Origin of the sequence: Leucobacter musarum subsp. musarum, from assembly GCF_001273845.1 — a bacterium.
GTDB lineage: Bacteria > Actinomycetota > Actinomycetes > Actinomycetales > Microbacteriaceae > Leucobacter > Leucobacter musarum.
The window spans coordinates 322,284-341,750 of record NZ_JHBW01000087.1 but is presented as its reverse complement, the minus strand read 5'-3'; the positions used below and the strand labels follow the sequence as shown (position 1 = coordinate 341,750).

Annotated in this window: 16 protein-coding genes and 1 tRNA gene; 8 read left to right on the top strand and 9 right to left on the bottom strand. The window is 65.4% G+C overall.

The window, feature by feature from the left end:
* The first annotated feature begins 85 nt into the window (after positions 1–85).
* Positions 86–1,906, top strand: coding sequence for an NAD-dependent epimerase/dehydratase family protein (locus CH42_RS10585; protein WP_082309399.1), 1,821 nt, complete (start codon positions 86–88; stop codon positions 1,904–1,906).
* A 1,043-nt stretch (positions 1,907–2,949) separates the two neighbouring features.
* Here the strand turns inward: CH42_RS10585 and CH42_RS10580 are convergent.
* Together CH42_RS10580 and CH42_RS10575 are read right to left on the bottom strand one after the other, a co-directional pair.
* Positions 2,950–3,023 (bottom strand) — tRNA-Ile (locus CH42_RS10580).
* A gap of 34 nt (positions 3,024–3,057) precedes the next feature.
* The gene (locus CH42_RS10575) at positions 3,058–3,879 is read right to left on the bottom strand and encodes a FadR/GntR family transcriptional regulator (protein ID WP_082309398.1); all 822 of its coding nucleotides are present in this window, start codon (positions 3,877–3,879) and stop codon (positions 3,058–3,060) included.
* A gap of 192 nt (positions 3,880–4,071) precedes the next feature.
* On the opposite strand from CH42_RS10575, the gene CH42_RS10570 reads away from it, so the two are divergent.
* From CH42_RS10570 to efeB, 6 genes are all read left to right on the top strand, one after another.
* Positions 4,072–5,169 (top strand): ferrochelatase, encoded by a 1,098-nt coding sequence (locus CH42_RS10570; protein ID WP_053353130.1) that lies wholly within the window; start codon positions 4,072–4,074, stop codon positions 5,167–5,169.
* A 53-nt stretch (positions 5,170–5,222) separates the two neighbouring features.
* A complete protein-coding gene (hemQ, locus tag CH42_RS10565) occupies positions 5,223–5,948 on the top strand; it encodes a hydrogen peroxide-dependent heme synthase (RefSeq protein WP_053353129.1) in 726 nt (241 codons plus the stop codon).
* Positions 5,949–6,070: 122 nt separating this feature from the next.
* Positions 6,071–6,559, top strand: coding sequence for a Dps family protein (locus tag CH42_RS10560; protein WP_053353128.1), 489 nt, complete (start codon positions 6,071–6,073; stop codon positions 6,557–6,559).
* Between the two features lie 178 nt (positions 6,560–6,737).
* Positions 6,738–7,664 (top strand): iron uptake transporter permease EfeU, encoded by a 927-nt coding sequence (gene efeU, locus CH42_RS10555; protein WP_053353127.1) that lies wholly within the window; start codon positions 6,738–6,740, stop codon positions 7,662–7,664.
* Positions 7,661–8,863: an iron uptake system protein EfeO gene (gene efeO, locus CH42_RS10550; RefSeq protein ID WP_239684015.1), complete on the top strand. Its 1,203-nt coding sequence runs from the start codon at positions 7,661–7,663 to the stop codon at positions 8,861–8,863. The genes efeU and efeO overlap by 4 nt, the downstream gene beginning before the upstream one ends.
* Before the next feature lie 4 nt (positions 8,864–8,867).
* Entirely contained in the window at positions 8,868–10,196 is a 1,329-nt protein-coding gene (gene efeB / locus CH42_RS10545; RefSeq protein WP_053353126.1) for an iron uptake transporter deferrochelatase/peroxidase subunit, read from the top strand.
* Here the strand turns inward: efeB and CH42_RS10540 are convergent.
* Complete coding sequence (locus tag CH42_RS10540) at positions 10,178–10,963, bottom strand: glutamine amidotransferase (RefSeq protein WP_053353125.1); 786 nt, start codon at positions 10,961–10,963, stop codon at positions 10,178–10,180. The two genes, efeB and CH42_RS10540, sit on opposite strands and share 19 nt — an antisense overlap.
* 101 nt (positions 10,964–11,064) lie before the next feature.
* Here CH42_RS10540 and CH42_RS10535 point away from each other — a divergent pair, with 101 nt between their 5' ends.
* Complete coding sequence (locus CH42_RS10535) at positions 11,065–11,520, top strand: VOC family protein (protein WP_053353575.1); 456 nt, start codon at positions 11,065–11,067, stop codon at positions 11,518–11,520.
* Between the two features lie 90 nt (positions 11,521–11,610).
* On the opposite strand, the gene CH42_RS10530 is transcribed toward CH42_RS10535, so the two are convergent.
* From CH42_RS10530 to aceE, 6 genes are all read right to left on the bottom strand, one after another.
* The gene (locus tag CH42_RS10530; protein WP_053353124.1) at positions 11,611–12,849 is read right to left on the bottom strand and encodes a beta-ketoacyl-[acyl-carrier-protein] synthase family protein; all 1,239 of its coding nucleotides are present in this window, start codon (positions 12,847–12,849) and stop codon (positions 11,611–11,613) included.
* A gap of 126 nt (positions 12,850–12,975) precedes the next feature.
* Positions 12,976–13,224, bottom strand: coding sequence for an acyl carrier protein (locus CH42_RS10525; protein ID WP_010157098.1), 249 nt, complete (start codon positions 13,222–13,224; stop codon positions 12,976–12,978).
* Between the two features lie 93 nt (positions 13,225–13,317).
* On the bottom strand, positions 13,318–14,322 hold the full coding sequence (locus tag CH42_RS10520) for a beta-ketoacyl-ACP synthase III (protein WP_053353123.1): 1,005 nt from the start codon (positions 14,320–14,322) through the stop codon (positions 13,318–13,320).
* A 17-nt stretch (positions 14,323–14,339) separates the two neighbouring features.
* Positions 14,340–15,260, bottom strand: a complete 921-nt coding sequence (locus CH42_RS10515) for an ACP S-malonyltransferase (protein ID WP_053353574.1) — start codon at positions 15,258–15,260, stop codon at positions 14,340–14,342.
* Between the two features lie 114 nt (positions 15,261–15,374).
* Entirely contained in the window at positions 15,375–16,583 is a 1,209-nt protein-coding gene (locus tag CH42_RS10510; RefSeq protein ID WP_053353122.1) for a PucR family transcriptional regulator, read from the bottom strand.
* A 30-nt stretch (positions 16,584–16,613) separates the two neighbouring features.
* Positions 16,614–19,340 (bottom strand): pyruvate dehydrogenase (acetyl-transferring), homodimeric type, encoded by a 2,727-nt coding sequence (gene aceE, locus CH42_RS10505; protein WP_053353121.1) that lies wholly within the window; start codon positions 19,338–19,340, stop codon positions 16,614–16,616.
* Positions 19,341–19,467 lie beyond the last annotated feature (127 nt).

Genomic DNA, 19,467 nt, shown 5'->3' with positions numbered 1-19,467 from the left:
TCCGCGCAACCCCCTGTGACGAGGTGCGATATCGCACGAGCGTTGAAGTCATATCGATCGACGTCCACGAACCAGGAGGAGCTCAATGCCCGAATCGCAGTACGCAGCATCTGGTCCTGAAACCGCCGAATCTTCGCTCCGCATCGCTGTGGTTGGGGCTACAGGAAACACCGGAACAGCGCTCCTGCGTGCGCTCGCCAATTCGCCGGAGGTGGGGTCCGTGGTGGGTATCGCGCGCCGAACACCGGACGTATCTGCCGAACCTTATTCCGCCTGCGAGTGGGCATCAATTGATATCGGTGCCGCATCTGAAGAGTTGACGGCTATCGACGAGCTCACACGTGTCTTTGCGGGCGTCGACGCCGTGGTGCACCTTGCCTGGCTCATTCAACCAATCGCTGAACGTGAACTCCTCCGTCGAGTGAACGTCGAGGGGACGCGACGAGTACTGCATGCGGCCGCTGCAGCGGGCGTCGCGCATGTTGTGGTTGCCTCTTCGGTCGGCGTGTACGCTGCTGATCCGTCCACCGTGCCGCGCTCCGAGGACTGGCAACGGGGCGGTATCGAAACGTCCCAGTACAGCATTGACAAAGTAGCGCAGGAAGAGTTGCTTGATGCCTTCGCTACCAAGCATCCCGACATCGTGTTGTCACGTGTGCGGCCCGCGCTCGTATTCCAGCGGGACGCGGCGTCATCGATTCAGCGGTACTTCCTGAGCCCCGCCGTGCCCGTTCAGGCGTTGCGACATGCTCATTTGCCTGCGGTGCCGTTGCCGGCCGGGTTACGCGGTATCCAGGCCGTCCATGCTGACGACCTGGCCGATGCGTATGCGCGCATCGTCGTGCAGCGAGCGGCTGGAGCATTCAACGTATGTGCGGATGATGTACTCAGTGCTCAGGTGCTGGCCGAAATCGTGGATCACGGCCGATACTTCGAACTTCCTACACCGATCGTGCGCGGGTTCATGACTGCCGCCCATCGATCAGGTCTCATTGCCGTCGATGCGGGGTGGTTCGACCTCGCGCTAGGGGCGCCCCATATGGATGCCGCGCATGCCAAAACGACACTGGGCTGGGTGCCGAAACACACCGCCGAAGACGCTCTCCGTGAGCTCCTGCAGGGCATGGTCGAAGGGGCGGGCGCCGAGTCGATTCCCTTGCGTGCCCGATCCCTGGACGAAGCGCGACTCGCATCGCTGCACGGCACGCCGACGGGAGGTGCCGAATCTGCAGGTGCTCCCGAAGAGCTGGGATCGCTGGCCGAGGCGCCCCAGATCGATTGGGAACTGCTCGGACTGTATCTTTCCGACCATTTGACTGGTGCCACTGCGGGAGCTGAGCGCATCGGGCGCATGTGCGACACCTACGTTGATACCCCGGTCTACACCGAGCTCTCCGAGCTCGCAGAGGAATTGCGACTCGAACGAGCGTTCCTCTCCCATCTCATCAACGATCTTGACGTACGCAGTCGACCGTATCGCCAAGCCGCGGCATGGGTCGGTGAGCGCGTGGGACGTTTGAAACTCAATGGGCGCGTGTTCTCACGGTCGCCAATGTCGCTCGTGCTGGAAGTCGAGTTGCTGCGCAGCGCTGTAGTCGGCAAATTGGGTCTCTGGCAGACTCTGGCCGAGCACGCGAGCGAACTCGGCCTCGACGCCGACGTCTTTGTAGCACTTGGCCATCGCGCACTCGAGCAGGCAGAAATGCTGAGCACCGCTCACGAATTCGCCCGCGAGAGAGCGTTCCGAAAGGACCGCACGCCATTCGGCGTGGACGATTCGGCGGTTAGCGCTGAGCCCTCGGATTCATCGAGGATCACTTCGCGATTCGGGGCAGCTCAGCAGGGTCAAGACGTCAAAAATGACCGTTCCGGTGTGTTCGGAGCTCAGCGAACCCGTATGCGCTGAGAGAGACTGAAAGCCCTCACGCTCAATGTTTGTCAATGGTCTGGAGTACGCGACGGTCGGTTGTTAGGTTCAGCCACATGATGACACCAAATCCTCGCAGCCTTGGCGATAGCTTCCCCGATGACCCACGTTCGCTGGACCCCAATAAAGAAGCCGCCGAAGAAAACGAAGGTGGCGACAACGCTGGAGACTCGCGTCGATCCGAATCTCGAGATGGGCAGAGCTTTCAAGATCCGATGACGGAGGAGGACGTCGCCTCCGGCGGCCCGGCAGATCCGCCGAAGAGCTAGACGTTTTTGAGCCGTAGGCCCCATCACTTAACCATCTGAATCCTCCGGCCCGCGGTCCGACCCCCAACGCGGGGTTAGCAACCATGCAAACCAGGGTGCTTTCGGTCGAGGAGTAACCGTATCGATTTCGAAGTCAGCCATGTAAGAGTGGAACGATCGCATCGAGCATCCCCGATTCATGATTGCATTCAGGATCGGCTCCCGAGCGTGCCGGTTCGCATTCGTCTTCCCAGGGAGAGCGAGCACCATGCGTCGGGGCCTCGTCAATCTTCCGCTCTACGCGAGGAGCATCTGACGCCTGTTTCGAATCGGATGTGGAGCCGTGCTGCTCCTGGGGTTTGAACTTCATGTTTGCTCCTATCCCACAGCCTTGCCGCGCTGAGCCGTCAATGTGCACGACCGCGTGTGCTCTATCGTGCCGCTCTCGAAATGGAATCGCACTGGGGTGGAGATATTCCAGGTGGAGCGTACAATCGCAAGAGCTAGGGGCGGGGGCGCTCGGGCCGTAGTGCGTCGACTGATTACTCGTCTACAAGTACGTTTTCTGTCTGCGACCATTGCTCAATGAAGTGCCATCTACGAATTGCACACACGGCCGTCGTATTCGAGCGAGCAAAATTCGTCCGCCGCCGGAATCGTTTTTGTGCGGCCCCTAAACTCATACCGTAATTCGCGTGGCTCTGACCCGAGATAAAGAGGCCAGACGCATGTAACTGTTCGGATGCGACTACACTGCATTGCGAGTTTTCGTCGTAGGGCGTGCGGGGCTTGAACCCGCGACCGACGGATTATGAGTCCGCTGCTCTGACCGACTGAGCTAACGCCCCCTGAGTAACCGTTCTATCTTAGCGATGGCTCGGTTCAGCTGATCGACTCTCGAGCCGCCGCGGGTGCGTCGATGTGCTCAGCGGCGGTGACCGGGTCGCCCGAGGTCTCGCCCGGGTCGTACCCCGCGTCGATGAGCGATGCGGCTCGCTCCGTGTGCTGGCTGAAATCGAGCATGTCGGTGCGGAGCCCGAGGTCGCGGTCGACGTGCAGCGCCATGGAGTGTGCCGCGTTGCGCACATCGCGGGCTTCGATGGCGCTGAGCACGGCACCGTGATCGAGGTGCATGGTTTCGAGGGTGGTGCCGAGAATCACGCGGCCCTGAGCGCTCGCGCGCTGCAGCACCGACATGACACCGAGGTAGAGATCGAGCAACAGCTTGCTGCCGCTGGCCTCGACGACGAGCAGATGGAAGGAGCCGGGGTTCGTGCTCTGTTCGCACGAGGCGACCGCGTCGGCTTCAGCGTGCTGGTCACGGAGTGCGGCTTCGCGCAGCGCGGCGAGGTGCTCCTCGGTGCGGTGCACGGCAGCGTGCTGGGCCGCCTCGATCTCGAGTGAGCGCCGGTAGACCAGCACCTCTTCGAGATCGTGGTCACCCAGAAACTCGGTCAGGAGCGTGCTGACCGGTGTGCGGGATCGCACGAACGTGCCGACACCGGGCACGGTTTCGAGCATGCCGAACGCGGCGAGCGAGCGAACGGCTTCGCGAACCGTGGACTTGCCGACACCGATGAGCTCCATGAGCTCCGGTTCTTTCGGAATGAGTTCACCGACGGCCCAGGCGCTCGAAGAGATCTTGTCGCGCAGGTAGTCGAGGGTGTCTCGGGCCTTTTGTGAGCCCCGAATGGCACTGGACATGGCGGACCTCTTGCTGCGTGGGACGGATGGTGATCCTATGTTATCGGAGCGCACCTGTGGGGCCTGTGCTGGTGGGGACATTCGAGGCATCAACCCTGGTTTTGCCCGATCCGCAGTGACGAATTTCGCGCCTCACCGCACATCCGATCTTATACATCAGATCTACAGGAAACCCGGTGGTAGCGTGCAGGTATGACCGCACCTGCGCTGCCGTATGACGCCCTGCTGCTCTGCTCCTTCGGGGGCCCGAATGCCGTTGACGATGTGATCCCGTTCTTGAAGAACGTCACTCGCGGCAAGGGAATCCCTGAGGATCGCCTGGCCGAGGTGGGGGAGCACTACCATCACTTCGGCGGGCGGAGTCCGATCAACGATCAGAACCTCGCACTGGTGACGGCGCTGCAGCAGGAGCTGCGCAGTCGGGGGATCGCGCTCCCGGTCATCTGGGGCAATCGCAACTGGCACCCGTACACGGTCGACACGCTGCGCGACGCGTCGGCGTTCGGCGCGAAGCGGATCCTCACGCTCGTGACGAGTGCGTACGCCTCGTACTCCGGGAGTCGGCAGTACCGCGAGCACCTGGCCGCAGCCGTCGAGGCGCTCGGCGAAGATGCGCCCGCGATCGACATTCTGCGACCATTCTTCAACGACGCGGGCTTCGTGCACGCGAACCGCGAAGCGATCGAGCACGCAGCGGCGGAGCTCGACGACGGCCTCGCCGGCGCGCACATCGTCTACGTCACGCACTCGATCCCGGACACGATGCAAGACGCATCAGCGGTGACCGGGCCCGGGTACCGGGAGCAGCACGAAGATGTGCGTGCCACGATCGACGCCGATCTGCGCGAGCGCCACGGCGTCGAATTCACGTCGTCGCTCGCCTACTGCTCCCGCTCGGGCGACCCGCGCACTCCGTGGCTCGAGCCCGACGTGAATGATCACATCGAGGGGCTGGTCGCCGAGGGTGTGCGCCGGATCATCTTCGCGCCGATCGGGTTCATCTCTGACCATATGGAGGTCGCCTTCGATCTCGATATCGAGGCGATGGAGACGGCCGCTGAGCACGGGGTTCGCGCGGTGCGCGCGGGCACGGTCGGTGTGCGCCGGACCTTCGTCTCCGGCCTCGTCGACATGGTGCTCGAACGCGCGGCGCGCGAGCGCGGCGAATCGGTCGAACCGCATGTACTCGGCTCATTCCCTGCCTTCCCCGACGAGGCGCCGGCCGACAGCTGCCGCATGCGCCACGGCGAGGTCACGGGCATTCCGGTGCTTGCGAGCGTGCTCGACTGACCGGCGCACGGCGATTCCGAACGAACTTCACGAACACAGCCCGAGGAGAGCACATGTCTGACGCACAGCGACCGCAGGTCGACCACCGCCACGTTGCCGAAGCGATCAACGCGGCGACGAACTTCACGATGTACGCAGTATTCAAAGAAACGCGACCCTCGGGCGGCCTGGGTGTTTCGCCGGCGCTGAACGGGATCGTGCGCGGGCTGCTCGCCGAGCTCGACGCCATCGATGGCCTCACCACGCGAGGCTGGTACGACGTCTCGGGGTTCCGCGCCGACGCCGACGTGCTGATCTGGTGGCACGCGCCTACCAGCGAAGCGCTGCAGCTCGCGTATCGCACCGTCTGGGAGTGGAGTGGCGGTCGGCTCGCGCCCGTCTGGTCGAACGTCGGCGTGCATCGCGCCGCCGAGTTCAACCGCGGCCACGTGCCCGCGTTCCTCGCCGGTGATGCACCGAAGGAGTACGTGTGCGTCTACCCGTTCGTGCGCGGCCGTGACTGGTACCTCCTGCCCGATGCCGACCGCGGCAAGATGCTGCGCGAACACGGGATGGCGGCGCGCGACTACGGCGACGTGCTCGCGAACACCGTCGCGTCGTTCGCACTCGGCGACTACGAGTGGTTGCTCGCGTTCGAAGCGGATGATCTGGTGCGCATCGTCGATCTGATGCGCGAACTGCGCGCCGTCGAAGCGCGTCGTCACGTCATTGAAGAGACGCCTTTCTTCACCGGCCCGCGGCGCGCTCCCGAGGAGCTGCTGCGACGTATCCTCGGTTAGGCAAACCTGCCCTTCATCTGGGAGTTTTCCGATGTTCAGCCAAGCCTTGCCTTGCTTGCGCCTGGCTGAAATCGGCGTAGTGTGAATGTTGTCAACGCACACCAACGAAAGGGATTCACTCGATGTCTACCAAGCAGATCACCGTTCCCGCAGCCCAGGGCGACCTGCATCGCCCGACCGGTGTCGCGCAGTACCTGACGCCCGTCGTCCACGACCTCGTGGCGCTCGCCGTAAACGGCAAGCAGGCGCACTGGCACGTACGCGGCGAGAACTTCATCGGCGTGCACGAGTTCCTCGATGAGGTCGTCGCGCACGCTCAGGATGCATCGGACACCGTCGCAGAGCGCATCGTCGCTCTCGGCCTGCCGATCGACGCCCGCATCGGCACCGTTGCGGCGCGCACCACGACCCCGCAGCTCAGCGACGGCTTCCAGCAGTCGAAGGTCACCGTTCGCGAGATCGTCGCTCAGATCGACGCAACGCTCGAGACGGTCTATGCCGCGGTCAAGGGCCTCGACGACGTCGACCTGGTGAGCCAGGACGTGGTCATCGCCGTGGCGCAGCAGCTCGACAAGGATCGCTGGTTCCTGTCGTCGCACTTCGCCGAGTAATCGGCAGCGTGTCGCCGATCATCTCTGACTGATCGGCGGCCGCGTCTTCACGGGCGCGACCCTCTCGAGGGTCGCGCCCGTTTTTTTGCGCCAACCTCACATCAGATGAACATGTGATACATTCGCTCCGTAAGGCGTGCCTTACTCAGATCGCATGTTTGATGAAAGGTCGCCGCGCATGATCGGGACGCTGATGATCGGCCTCCGCGAAGGCCTCGAAGCCGCACTCGTCGTGAGTGTGCTGCTCGCCTACGTGAAGCAACTCGGGCGGCGCGACGCTGCAGTGAAGATTTGGATCGGCGTCGCTGCGGCGATCCTGCTCTCGATGATCGTCGGTGCCGTGCTGACCTTCGGCGCCTATGGCCTCTCGTTCCAAGCGCAGGAGATCATCGGCGGTTCGCTCTCGCTCGTCGCCGTCGTGATGGTGACTTGGATGGTGTTCTGGATGCTGCGCGCCGCGCGCGGTCTCAGCTCGGAGCTGCGCGGCCAGGTCGATCGGGCACTGCTCGGCAGCGGTTGGGGCGTCGCCCTGCTCGGCTTCGTCTCGGTCGGACGCGAGGGGCTCGAGACTGCCCTGTTCATCTGGGCGACCACGCGGGCGAGCCAGCTGTCGCCATTGCTCGGCTTCGTCACCGCGGTGTCCGGCATCATCCTGGCGGTCATCATCGGGTGGGCGCTCTTCCGCGGCATGATCCGGATCAACCTCACCCGCTTCTTCCGCTGGTCCGGAATTCTGCTGATTGTCTTCGCTGCCGGGGTGTTCGCCTACGGCATTCACGACCTGCAGGAGGCGGCCGTGCTGCCCGGCCCCTTCGCCGAACCGCCGCTCGGTGCGAGCGCGTTCGTCGCGAGCTGGTACGGCGCGGCGGCATGGGCCTTCCAGATCTCGCACGTCATTGCTCCCGACGGCTTCCTGGGGGCGCTGCTCAAAGGCACCCTCGGGTTCTCGCCCGAGATGACGAAGCTCGAGGTCGTCGCCTGGTTCGCCTACCTCATTCTGACCCTCACGCTCTTCCTCCGCGCTTCGTTCGCGCAGGAGCGCACGATACGTGCACACCGCGCGGCAGCCGAACCGGCCGTCGCTTCCTCGAAAGGAACCCTGTGAATCTCGTCTCCTCCCGCCGCACCGCCGGTGGACTGATGGCCGTCGCAGCCGGAGCGCTGCTGCTGACCGGTTGCGTACCCAACGCAGCGCCGAGCGGTGACGCGATCGCCGTGACGGCAAGCGACACCGACTGCACCGTCGAGACCGCGACCGCGCAGAGCGGCACCGTGACCTTCACCGTGCAGAACGACGGCATCAAGGTCAACGAGTTCTACGTGCTCGGCAGCAACGAGCTGACGATCGTCGGTGAGGTCGAGAACATTGCTCCCGGTGCGAGCCGCGACCTCACCGTGCAGGTCGGCCCGGGCGACTATTTCACGAGCTGCAAGCCCGGCATGATCGGTGCCGGCGTGGGCCAGGCCGCATTCTCGGTGAGCGGCGACGCGATCGAGACGTCGCCCGAGGACGACGCGGTGATCGCGCAGTACGTCGGCTATGTGAAGGCGCAGACCGAAGAACTGCTGCCCCAGGTGCAGGCCTTCGTCGATGCCTACGTCGCCGGCGATGACGACGAGGCAAAGCGCCTCTTCCCGCTCGCGCGCATCAACTACGAGCGCATCGAGCCGACCGCCGAGCAGTTTGGCGATCTCGACCCGAAGATCGATTACCGCAAGCCGGGCGCTGATGAAGAGGGACTCGACTTCACCGGTTTCCACCGCATTGAGATGGATCTCTGGAACGACGCGGCCGTCGCAAATGGCGACTACCCGGGCGACCCCGATCTGACGCCGCTGACCCCCGAGCAGCGCAAGGTCGTCGGCGACCAGCTCGTCGCCGACATCACCGAGCTCAAGGAGAAGGTCGCGTCGCCGGACTTCACCCTCACCCTGGCCGACATCACTGAGGGCGCAAAGGGCCTCCTCGACGAGGTGGCGGCGCCCGATGGCAAGCTCCCCGGTGAAGAGAACGAGTTCGCACACACCGATCTCTACGACTTCACCGCCAACGTGGAGGGCGCTCAGGTTGCCTTCGACACGGTGCGCGAACTCGCCGTGACGAACGGCAATCAGGATCTCGTGGACGAGCTCGACGAGCGCTTCGACGACATGTTCGCGCTGCTCGCCACCTACGGCAACTACACCGACGGGTTCGTCTTCTACGACACCGTGACGCAGGCGGAGCGCAACGAGCTCGCCGCCAAGCTGAGCGCGCTCAGCGAGCCGCTGTCGAAGCTCACCGCGGCGGTCGTGGCAAGCTAGTCGCATGACTGACCACTCTGCATCCGGCGCGCCGGATGACGCGAGGGGCTCCGAGGCTTCGGCCGCGGGGCCCCTCCGCCCGTCTCGTCGCGGGCTCCTCGGCCTCGTCGGCGCGGGTGTCGCGGGCCTCGCGGCCGGTGCGGCCGCCGGCGGTGTCGCCGCCTCGGTGGCGTATGCCGGCGGTGGCTCAGGCGGATCCGGCACCGTACCGTTCTTCGGCGCGCACCAAGCGGGCATCGCAACGGCCGCGCAGGATCGCCTGCACTTCGCGTCGTTCCGCATGCTCTCGGGCACGAACCGAGACGACCTCATCTCGCTGCTGCAAGACTGGACGGAAGCCGCCGCGATGCTCACCCGTGGCCGTGCGCTCGGAACCGGAGTCGAGCCCGAGAACGCATTGCTGCCCCCGGACGACACGGGGGAGGCCGAGGGGCTCGCAGCCGCGCATCTCACCCTCACCTTCGGGCTGGGGCGCGCGCTGTTCGATCGACGCGATGATGTGGAGGATCCGTTCGGCATTCGCGACCGCCTGCCGAAGGCGTTCGCACCGCTGCCCTCGTTCGCTTTCGACCTGCTCGACGCCGACCAGAGCGACGGCGATCTCTGCATTCAGGCGTGCGCCGACGACCCGCAGGTCGCCGTCCACGCCATCCGCAATCTGTCGCGGATCGCCGCGGGTCGCGCGCATCTCGTCTGGAGCCAGTTGGGGTTCGGGCGCACGTCGTCCACCTCGCGCGTACAGGCAACGCCGCGCAACCTCTTCGGATTCAAAGACGGCACGGCGAACGTGATGGCCGAGGAAACCCAGGCGCTCGACGAACACGTGTGGGTCGGATCGGAAGCACCCGCGTGGCTGCAGGGCGGAAGCTACCTCGTCGCTCGCAAGATCCAGATGACGATCGAAACCTGGGACCGAGCTTCGCTCGGCGAGCAGGAACGCATCATCGGGCGCACGAAGCAAGAGGGCGGTCCGCTGTCGGGCGGCACAGAGTTCACCGCCGCTGATTTCACCGCCCCCGACGCCGTCGACACATCGGCACCGGCAATCGACATGGCTGCACATCTACGGCTCGCGCACCCTGAACAGAATGCTGGCGTGCGCCTGCTGCGCCGCGGCTACAACTACGTCGACGGCTCGAACGGCCTCGGGCAGCTCGGCGCTGGACTGTTCTTCATCTCGTTCCAACGCGACCCTGCCGCGTTCGTACAGGTGCAGCGCTCGCTCAAGACCGATTTGCTGAACGAGTACATCCGGCACATCGGTTCGGGTCTGTGGGCCGTACCCGGCGGCGTGCAGCGCGGCGACTACCTCGCTCAGGCGCTCTTCGAGTAGTCGCTCGAAGGCGCCGGGGCGCGGTCGCCGCGGCCGGCGTCAAGATACTCCTCGACGAATCGCCCAAGCACCATGTGCGAGGCGCGCACGTCGGCCGCCTCCGCGGTCGCAATGATCGTGTCGGCCTGTGCCGGCTCGAAGTACCCGTGACCGGCATACGAGCGCACCCGAGACGTGAATGCCGCCGTGTCGAGCTCGGGGTGAAACTGCGTCGCATAGACGTTCTTGCCCACGCGAAACGCTTGCACGGGGCAGGTGGGCGAACTGGCCAATACCGTGATGCTCGGCGGCACCTCGCTGATGGCTTCCTTGTGCCCGACGAACGCATCGAATGACGTCGGGAGCTCGTGGAGCAACGGGTCCGCGCGGCCTTCGTCTGTCAGACTGATGCGCACCGCTTGAGAGGGCTCGCCGTACGTTCGGTCGACACGGGCGCCCTGGTGCGACCCGATCGTGCCGACGCCGTAGCAGACGCCCAGAAACGGAAAGTCGCGACGCACGACGTCATCGAGCAGCGTTGCGAGCTCGCGTTCGACGCGGCGCTCAGTCGGAGACTTGCGTTCATCGGGTTCGCTGACGGTGAAGGGGCTCCCCGCGAGGATGATGCCGGAGTACGCGCTGAAGTCGATCTCGCCGAGCGGTGCCCGATCCGCGCGAATCCATGCGAGCTCGTCGGGAAGGAGCCCCGTCAACCGGCAGTACGCTGCGTGCTCATCCGCAGCGACGTCATCTTCGCCGCGTGTCGTGATGAGCAAGAACGGCGTCATCCGTCTACCGTACCGCGTGGATGAGGTGGAGCGTGCCGTCGGCGTCACGCGACGTCATCGGTCTGCTTGCGCGGCGGTTCGGCACGAGTGAGAATACCCGCATGGCACTGCACTGGAAACTCGTCATCGATGCAGCGAACGCCGACCGTCAGGCGGCGTTCTGGGCTGCAGCCCTCGACTATGTTGTGGAGAGCCCGGAGCCGCTCATTGCAGAACTGCTTGCGGCGGGGCACGTGCCGGAGGCCGCGGTCAGTGGGTCTCCCGGCGCGCGCACGTTCCGGGGGCTCGCCGCCGTGCGGCATCCTGAGGATCCGTTCGACGCGCACAGCGGCGTCGGTGCCGGCCGTCGCATTCTCTTCCAAGAGGTGCCCGAATCGAAGCAGGGTAAGAACCGTCTGCACCTCGACGTACACGCGGGGGATATGTCGTTGGACGCGCACGTCGCTCGACTCGAGGCGCTCGGGGCGACACGCGTCACCGAGGTCGATCAAGGAGCAGCGGGTCACTGGTGGGTGCTCGTAGACCCTGAGGGCAACGAGTTCTGCGCCGCCGGATAGGTTCGACTCAGACGCCCGGGCAACCAGGCGATACGCACACACCCCCGACCCTCTCGCAGAGGTTCGGGGGTGTGTGCGGTGTCGGAGCGATTACTCGTACGAGCGAATCGCCAACACGGCGTTGTGGCCGCCGAAGCCGAAGGAGTTCGAGATCGCCAGCTGCGGGCCATCACCCAAGGGCTGCGCGTCGCCGGAGACGGAGAGCGGAATCTCGGGGTCTTGATCGACGAGGTTGATCGTCGGGGGAGCGATGCGGTGCTGCACGGCGAGCACGGAGAACATCGCTTCGAGCGCGCCGGTGCCGCCGAGGAGGTGACCCGTCGCGGCTTTGGTGGCCGATACCGGAATCTCAGTGACGCGCTCACCGAATACGCTGCGGAGCGCCACGTATTCCGCGATATCGCCCACCGGCGTCGAGGTGGCGTGCGCGTTGATGTGCGTTACGTCATCGGGCGTGGCGCCCGCCTGCTCGAGCGCGAGGTGCACGGCGCGAATCGCGCCCTTGCCCTCGGGATCGTTCGCGGTGATGTGGTAGGAGTCAGCGGTCACGCCGCCGCCCGCAATCTCAGCGTAGATCTTGGCGCCGCGAGCGAGCGCGTGCTCTTCGGTTTCGAGCACGAGCGCGGCAGCGCCTTCGCCCATGACGAATCCGTCACGGTCGATGTTGTAGGGGCGTGACGCGGTCGCCGGCGAATCGACGCGCTTCGAGAGTGCCTGTGCCGAGTTGAACGACGCAAGTGTAATGGGGTGGATCGCGGCTTCCGCGCCGCCCGCGATGACGACGTCGGCGAGACCCGCCTGCAGATGTTCGTAGGCATTCGCGATGGATTCCGTGCTCGACGCGCAGGCGGAAGCGACCGTGCGTGCGAACGCACGCGCTTCGAGATGCATCGAGACCGCGGCCGCGGGGGCATTCGGCATGAGCATGGGCACCGTGAGCGGCATGACTCGACGGGGGCCCTTCTCGCGCAGGGTGTCCCAGGCATCGAGCAGCGTCCAGAGACCGCCGATACCGGTGGCCCAGTCGACACCGAGTCGCTCCGACGGCACCTCGGGGGTGCCCGCGTCGGCCCAGGCCTCGAGTGCCGCGACGAGCGCGAATCGGCTCGACGGGTCAAGTCGTTTCGCGACCGGTCGATCGAGCACCTCTGCGGGGTCGACCTTGGCCGTGCCCGCAAAGTTGACGGCGAGTCCGTAGGTCTCGGCCCAGTCGTTCTCGAAGGTGCGCACGCCGGACTCGCCAGCGAGCAGTGCCTGCCAGCTCTCAGGAGCCGTTCCGCCGATCGGCGAGGAGGCTCCGATGCCGGTAACGACAATCTTCTTCGTCATGTGTGGGTACTCCGAGATGTGGGGTGGACCGGAAAGTAGTGGGGGAGGAGCGAGCGAACGCGGCGGGAGTGTCCCGCGAATGAGCGGGAATGCTGCGACCGCCGCGTTGCGCTCGAAACCGCGTGCTTAGGCCTGAGCCTTGACGATGAAGTCGACGGCGTCGCCGACGGTCTTCAGGTTCTTGACTTCCTCGTCGGGGATCTTGACGTCGAACTTCTCTTCGGCGTTGACGACGATGGTCATCATCGAGATCGAGTCGATGTCGAGGTCATCGGTGAACGACTTGTCGAGTGCGACAACGTCCGCTGCGATGCCGGTCTCGTCGTTGACGAGCTCAGCCAGACCTGCGAGGACCTCTTCATTGCTGAATGCCATGTGTGTTTCTCCTTGATATGGGTTTCGGTCGGTGAAAAGTGTATGTCGGTCGGCCTCGTACCGGGGGAACACTCCCGGGTGTGGCGCGAGAGGTCAGGGAATCTCGACGACCTGGGCGCCGTAGACGAGCCCGGCCCCGAAGCCGATGGTGAGTGCCAGGCCACCCGAGAGCTCGGGCTGCTGCTGCAGCAGCGCGTGCATCGCGAGGGGGATCGATGCTGCGGAGGTGTTGCCCTGCATCTCGATATCGCGTGCGATCGCCACGGTCTCCGGCAGTTTCAGCTGTTTCGCGAACTCGTCGACGATGCGCATGTTGGCCTGGTGCGGAATGAACGCGGCGAGATCTCCCGGCTCAATGCCTGACGCCTCGAGCGTCTGCCGTGCAACCTTCGCCATCTCCCACACGGCCCAGCGGAACACCGTCTGGCCGTCTTGGCGCAGCGTCGGCCAGGCGACGACACCCGGATTGTTTCGGTACTCCTCGAAGGTCGAGGTGACCCGAATCGTGTCCCACTTCTCGCCGTCGGAGCCCCACACCGTGGGGCCGATGCCTGCGTGATCGCTCGGCCCGATCACGACGGCCCCGGCGCCGTCAGCGAGCAGGAACGAGATGCTGCGATCGGTCGGATCGACGATATCGGAGAGCTTCTCCGCGCCGATCACGAGCACGTTGCGGCAGATGCCGGCGCGCACGAGCGCGTCGGCCTGGGCGACGCCGTAAACGTACCCCGCGCACGCGGCGGAGATGTCGAAGGCTGCGGCGGGGGTCAAGCCGAGTCGGTGCGCTGCAAGGGCAGCCATCGACGGGGTGACCGCGACGTTGGAGATGGTGGAGATGATGACCCCATCGATCTCGGAACGATCCAGGCCGGAAGCCGCGATTGCCTCTTCGCCGGCTTCGACGGCGAGGTCGACGGCTTCGACCGAGCGACTCGCGCGTCGGCGCTGGATGATGCCGGTGCGCTGGCGAATCCACTCATCCGAAGAGTCGATGGGGCCGACGAGATCGTCGTTCGGCACGTCGAGGTCGCCGCGGGCGGCACCGATCGACAGAATGCGCGTGTGCGCGGGGCCCGAGGGCTGCACGAGAGCAGTCATATGCGATTCCGTTTCGGTCAGGCTGCGGGGCCGGTGATCAGAGCCACGGCCGCGTCGAGATCTTCAGGGGACTTGATGGCGACTGCGGGAACGCCCTTGAGCGCGCGTTTCGCGATGCCGGTGAGTGCGCCGGCTGGGAGAAGCTCGATGAGTCCGGTGATTCCCGCGCTCTGGAAGCTCGCCATGCAGGCATCCCAACGCACCGGCTGCGCGATCTGCGACACGAGTGAGTCAACGAACGCGGAACCATCGGTCACGAGGGCGCCATCGGCGTTCGACCAGAGCGGGTGCTTCGGCTGTTCCGCGGACATGCCGACCGCGGCTTCACGGAGCACGGGGATCGCCGACGCCATAGCCTCGGTGTGGAACGCGCCGGCGACCTGCAACGCGATCACGCGTGCGCCCCGCGGGGCATCTGCGGCAAGCGCGTCAAGCGCCGCTCGCGAGCCGGCTGCGACGATCTGGCCACCGCCATTGCGGTTCGCAGCCGTCGCACCGTGCTCGGCGATCTTCTCAAGCACATCGCTCTCGACTCCGCCGACGACCGCGGCCATGCCGGTCTCTGCGCGCGACGCGGCATCGGCCATTGCGCGACCGCGCACCGCGACGAGGCGCAGCGCGTCGGCGTCGGAAAGCACACCTGCAGCGACGGCCGCCGCGAACTCGCCGACCGAGTGCCCGGCGATGCCGGCATTGGCGACGGAGACGCGCGCCGACAGTTCGCGCCAGGCGAGCAGGCTCGCCGCAACGATGAGCGGCTGGGCGATCGCGGTGTCGCGAATCGTGTCTGCGTCACTCGTCGTGCCGTGGGCGATGAGGTCGATACCGACGTGCTCGGACGCCTTGCCAAGAAACTCTCGAGCTCCGGGGAGCTCGAGCCAGGGGGCGAGGAATCCGGGGGTTTGTGAGCCCTGTCCGGGGCTTGCGATGACGATCACGTGTTCCAGTTTCTCAGATCGGGGTCGGTTGGCCTGCATATTCTCGACCACACTTCGCGGAATTCTTTGTGGGAGTGCGTCAGAAAGGCGCCGTTTCGAGGTGTTCCCGCGCGCTCAGCCGCGATTCGACTCGCGCTTTGGGGCGGGCGATCGGCGGCCGTTCTGAGCGATGGATCCGGCGATCAGTGCCGACTGCAAGATCAGCGCCTCGCGTGCACCGGTCGCGTTCCACCCGATGACATCGGAGACCTTCTTGAGGCGATAGCGCACGGTGTTGGGATGCACGAAGAGCTCGCGCGCAGTTGCCTCGAGCGAACGGCCGTTGTCGAGGTAGCACCAGAGCGTTTCCAAAAGCTCGCCCGAGTGCGCGGCGAGCGGCTCATAGATCTGTTCGATCAGCGTGCGGCGCGCCAGGCCGTCGCCGGCGAGTGCACGCTCGGGGAGCAAATCATCGGCGGCCACGGGGCGGGGGGCGTGTCGCCACGAACGTGCGACTGCAACTCCGGCGAGTGCCGCTCGTGCACTCCGGGAGGCATCCACCAGGTTCGCGACTGCGGGCCCGAGTACGAGCGGCCCCTCAGAGAAGCCGTCGGCAAGACGATGAGCGATATCGATGAACGACAGCGGTTCACCGCCATTCACCTGATCCTTCGCCGGCGGTTCGAGCCGGCCGAGCACCAACACGAGGCGCGTTCCCTGCAGGCCGATGAGCACATCCGCCCCGGCATGTCGTGCCGATCGGCGGAGCTGATCGACATCGACAAACCGTTCCGCGGTGCCGACCAGCACCGCAGCCTCGCCGTCTCCGTGCCAGCCGAGTGCGGCGATGCGGCTGGGAAGCTCGTCGTCGCTCTCACCGGTCAGGATCGAATCGACGACGAGTGCCTCCAGGCGCGCGTCCCACAGCCCTCGTGCTTCAGCCGCTCGTGCGTAGACATCGGCGGCGGCGAATGCGACGTCGCGTGAATAGTGGAGCACCGCCTCGCGCAACGGTTCGCTGCGCGGGGCGACGCGATCCTCAACCACCGACACGACGACGCGAATCAGCTGCAGCGTCTCCTGCAGGCTGATCGAGCGCAGCAGCTCACGGGGAGCTGCGCTGAAGACGTCGGACGCGATCCACGGTGTTGAGGTCGGGTCCTCGTACCACTGAATGAACGAACTGATCCCGGTCTGTGCGACGAGTCCGACGGCGGAGCGTCGGCTCGGCGGCATGTTTCCGTACCAGGGGAGCGTCTCGTCGAGCCGGGTAATGGTTCGTGTCGAGAGCTCCCCCGTAATGGTGCGGAGCCAGGCGAGTTCCTGGGACTTGGTTCGGTCCATGGGATTCGAGTCGCTCGCCGCGGGGCGCGCTTAGGACTCCCCGCCGGCGCCGCCGGTGGTTCCGGCGTTCACGTCGTTCAGCCGGTACTGCTCGGCGGCGCGGCGCGGTACGTCGGCATCGATCTTGCCCTGCAGTGCGAGGCGCTGGAGCACCTTCACGACGACCGACTCGCGGTCGATGCCGAAGAAGCGACGGGCTGCGGCGCGGGTGTCCGAGAAGCCAAAGCCGTCGGCACCGAGCACCGAGTAGTCACCGGGCACGAACGCGCGGATCTGCTCAGGAACCTGGGTGGCCCAGTCGCTGACGGCGACCACGGGGCCTTCGGCGCCCTGGAGCTTCTCGGTGAGGTAGGGAACCCGCGGTGCGTCGCCGAAGTTGCGGAAGTTGTGATCTTCAGCTGCGACGCCATCGCGTCCCAGTTCGGTCCAGCTCGTTACGCTCCACACGTCGGCTGCGACATCCCAATCGCGCGCGAGAATCTGCTGCGCCTCGAGTGCCCACGGCACTGCGACGCCTGAAGCGAGGATCTGCGCGTGGTGCGTTCCCCCGGTCGCCGCTCCGACCTTGTGGATGCCGCGAACGATGCCATCGACATCAACGTTCTCGGGCTCAGCCGGGTGCACGAGCGGCTCGTTGTACACCGTGAGGTAGTACATCACGTTGGGATCCGGGTGCGTTCCGCCGTACATGCGCTCGATGCCCGAACGCATGATGTGGCCGATCTCGTAGCCGTACGCGGCGTCGTACGAGATGACCGCCGGGTTCGTCGCCGCGAGGGCGATCGAGTGGCCGTCGGCGTGCTGCAGGCCCTCACCAGTCAGCGTGGTGCGCCCCGCGGTGGCGCCAACGATGAAGCCTCGTGCCATCTGGTCGCCGGCAGCCCAGAACGCGTCGCCGGTGCGCTGGAACCCGAACATCGAGTAGAAGATGTAGATCGGAATCAGCGGTTCGCCCTGCGTGGAGTACGAGGTACCCACGGCGGTGAACGCGGCGGCTGCGCCGGCCTCGTTGATGCCGACGTGCAACAGCACGCCCTGCGGGCTCTCCTTGTAGGCGAGCAGCAGTTCGCGGTCGACGGAGACGTAGTTCTGCCCGTTCGGGTTGTAGATCTTGGACGTCGGGAAGTACGAGTCCATACCGAAGGTGCGCGCCTCATCGGGGATGATCGGCACGATGCGCGGGCCGAACGACTTGTCGCGCATCAGATCCTTGAGCAGACGCACGAACACCATGGTGGTGGCGGCCTCCTGCGTACCCGAACCCTTCGCAGCGATCGCGTACGTCTTCGGCTCCGGAAGCGTGAGCTCCGTGTGCTTCGTGCGACGCTCGGGCAAGTAGCCGCCGAGCGCGCGACGGCGCTCGTGGATGTACTGGATCGCCTCGTCGTTCTCGCCCGGGAAGTAGTACGGCGGGCGGTACGGGTCGGCTTCGAGCTGCGCGTCCGAGATCGGAATGCGCATGGTGTCGCGGAACGTCTTCAGATCGTCCAGCGTCATCTTCTTCATCTGGTGGGTCGCGTTGCGGCCCTCGAAGTGCGGACCGAGCCCGTAGCCCTTCACGGTCTTCGCCAGGATGACCGTGGGACGGCCCTTGTGTGCCAGAGCGGCGGCATAGGCCGCGTACACCTTGCGGTAATCGTGGCCACCACGACGCAGCTGCCAGATCTGATCATCGGTGTAGTCGTCGACCAGGTGCTGCGCCCGCTCGTCCTTGCCGAAGAAGTGATTGCGGATGTACGCGCCGTTCTCGGCCTTGTACGTCTGGTAGTCACCGTCAGGGGTGGTGTTCATGACGTTCAAGAGCGCGCCGTCGACGTCGCGGTTCAGCAGGTCGTCCCATTCGCGACCCCAGATGACCTTGATGACGTTCCAGCCCGCGCCCCGGAAGTAGCTCTCGAGCTCCTGAATGATCTTGCCGTTGCCGCGCACCGGCCCGTCGAGACGCTGCAGGTTGCAGTTGATCACGAAGGTCAGGTTGTCGAGGCCCTCATTTGCGGCCACCTGGAGCTGGCCGCGGCTCTCGACCTCGTCCATTTCGCCGTCGCCCAGGAACGCCCACACGTGCTGATCCGACGCATCTTTGATGCCGCGGTTGGTGAGGTACTTGTTGAGCTGCGCCTGGTAGATCGCGTTGATGGGGCCGAGGCCCATCGAGACCGTCGGGAACTGCCAGAAATCGGGGGCGAGACGGGGGTGCGGGTAGCTCGGGAGACCGCCGCCGAGGTGCGACTTCTCCTGGCGGAACCCGTCGAGCTGATCTGCGGAGAGGCGGCCTTCAAGGAACGCGCGAGCGTACATGCCGGGGGAGGCGTGGCCCTGCGCGAAGATCTGGTCTCCGCCGCCGGGGTGATCTTGCCCGCGGAAGAAGTGGTTGAAGCCGACCTCGTACAGCGATGCTGCCGACGCATACGTAGAGATGTGGCCGCCGACGCCGATGCCGGGGGCCTGCGCACGGTGCACCGTCATCGCGGCATTCCAGCGCAGCCAGGAGCGGTACTTGCGCTCGAGCTCCTCGTTGCCGGGGAACTCAGGCTCATCATCCGACGCGATCGTGTTGACGTAGTCGGTCGTCGGCACCTGCGGCACATTGAGATGCAGCTGGCGCGAGCGGTCGAGCAGGCTCGTCATGATCTCCCGGCCACGGCCGGCTCCCCGCTCATCAACAACCGCATCAAGAGACTCTCGCCACTCGGCGGTCTCCTGCGGGTCCTGATCATTGTTGTCGGGTGCGTACGGATCCTGCGTGTTCACAGCCAAGATTTGTGCTCCATTCACCATGAGGCGTGCGCGAGCCTGAGACGCTGGTTGATGCGTCGGCGCGCAGCACGAAAGGCGCCCGCTGGATTCGCGGGTGTCGCACCAGACTATCGAAGTTGCACGACCA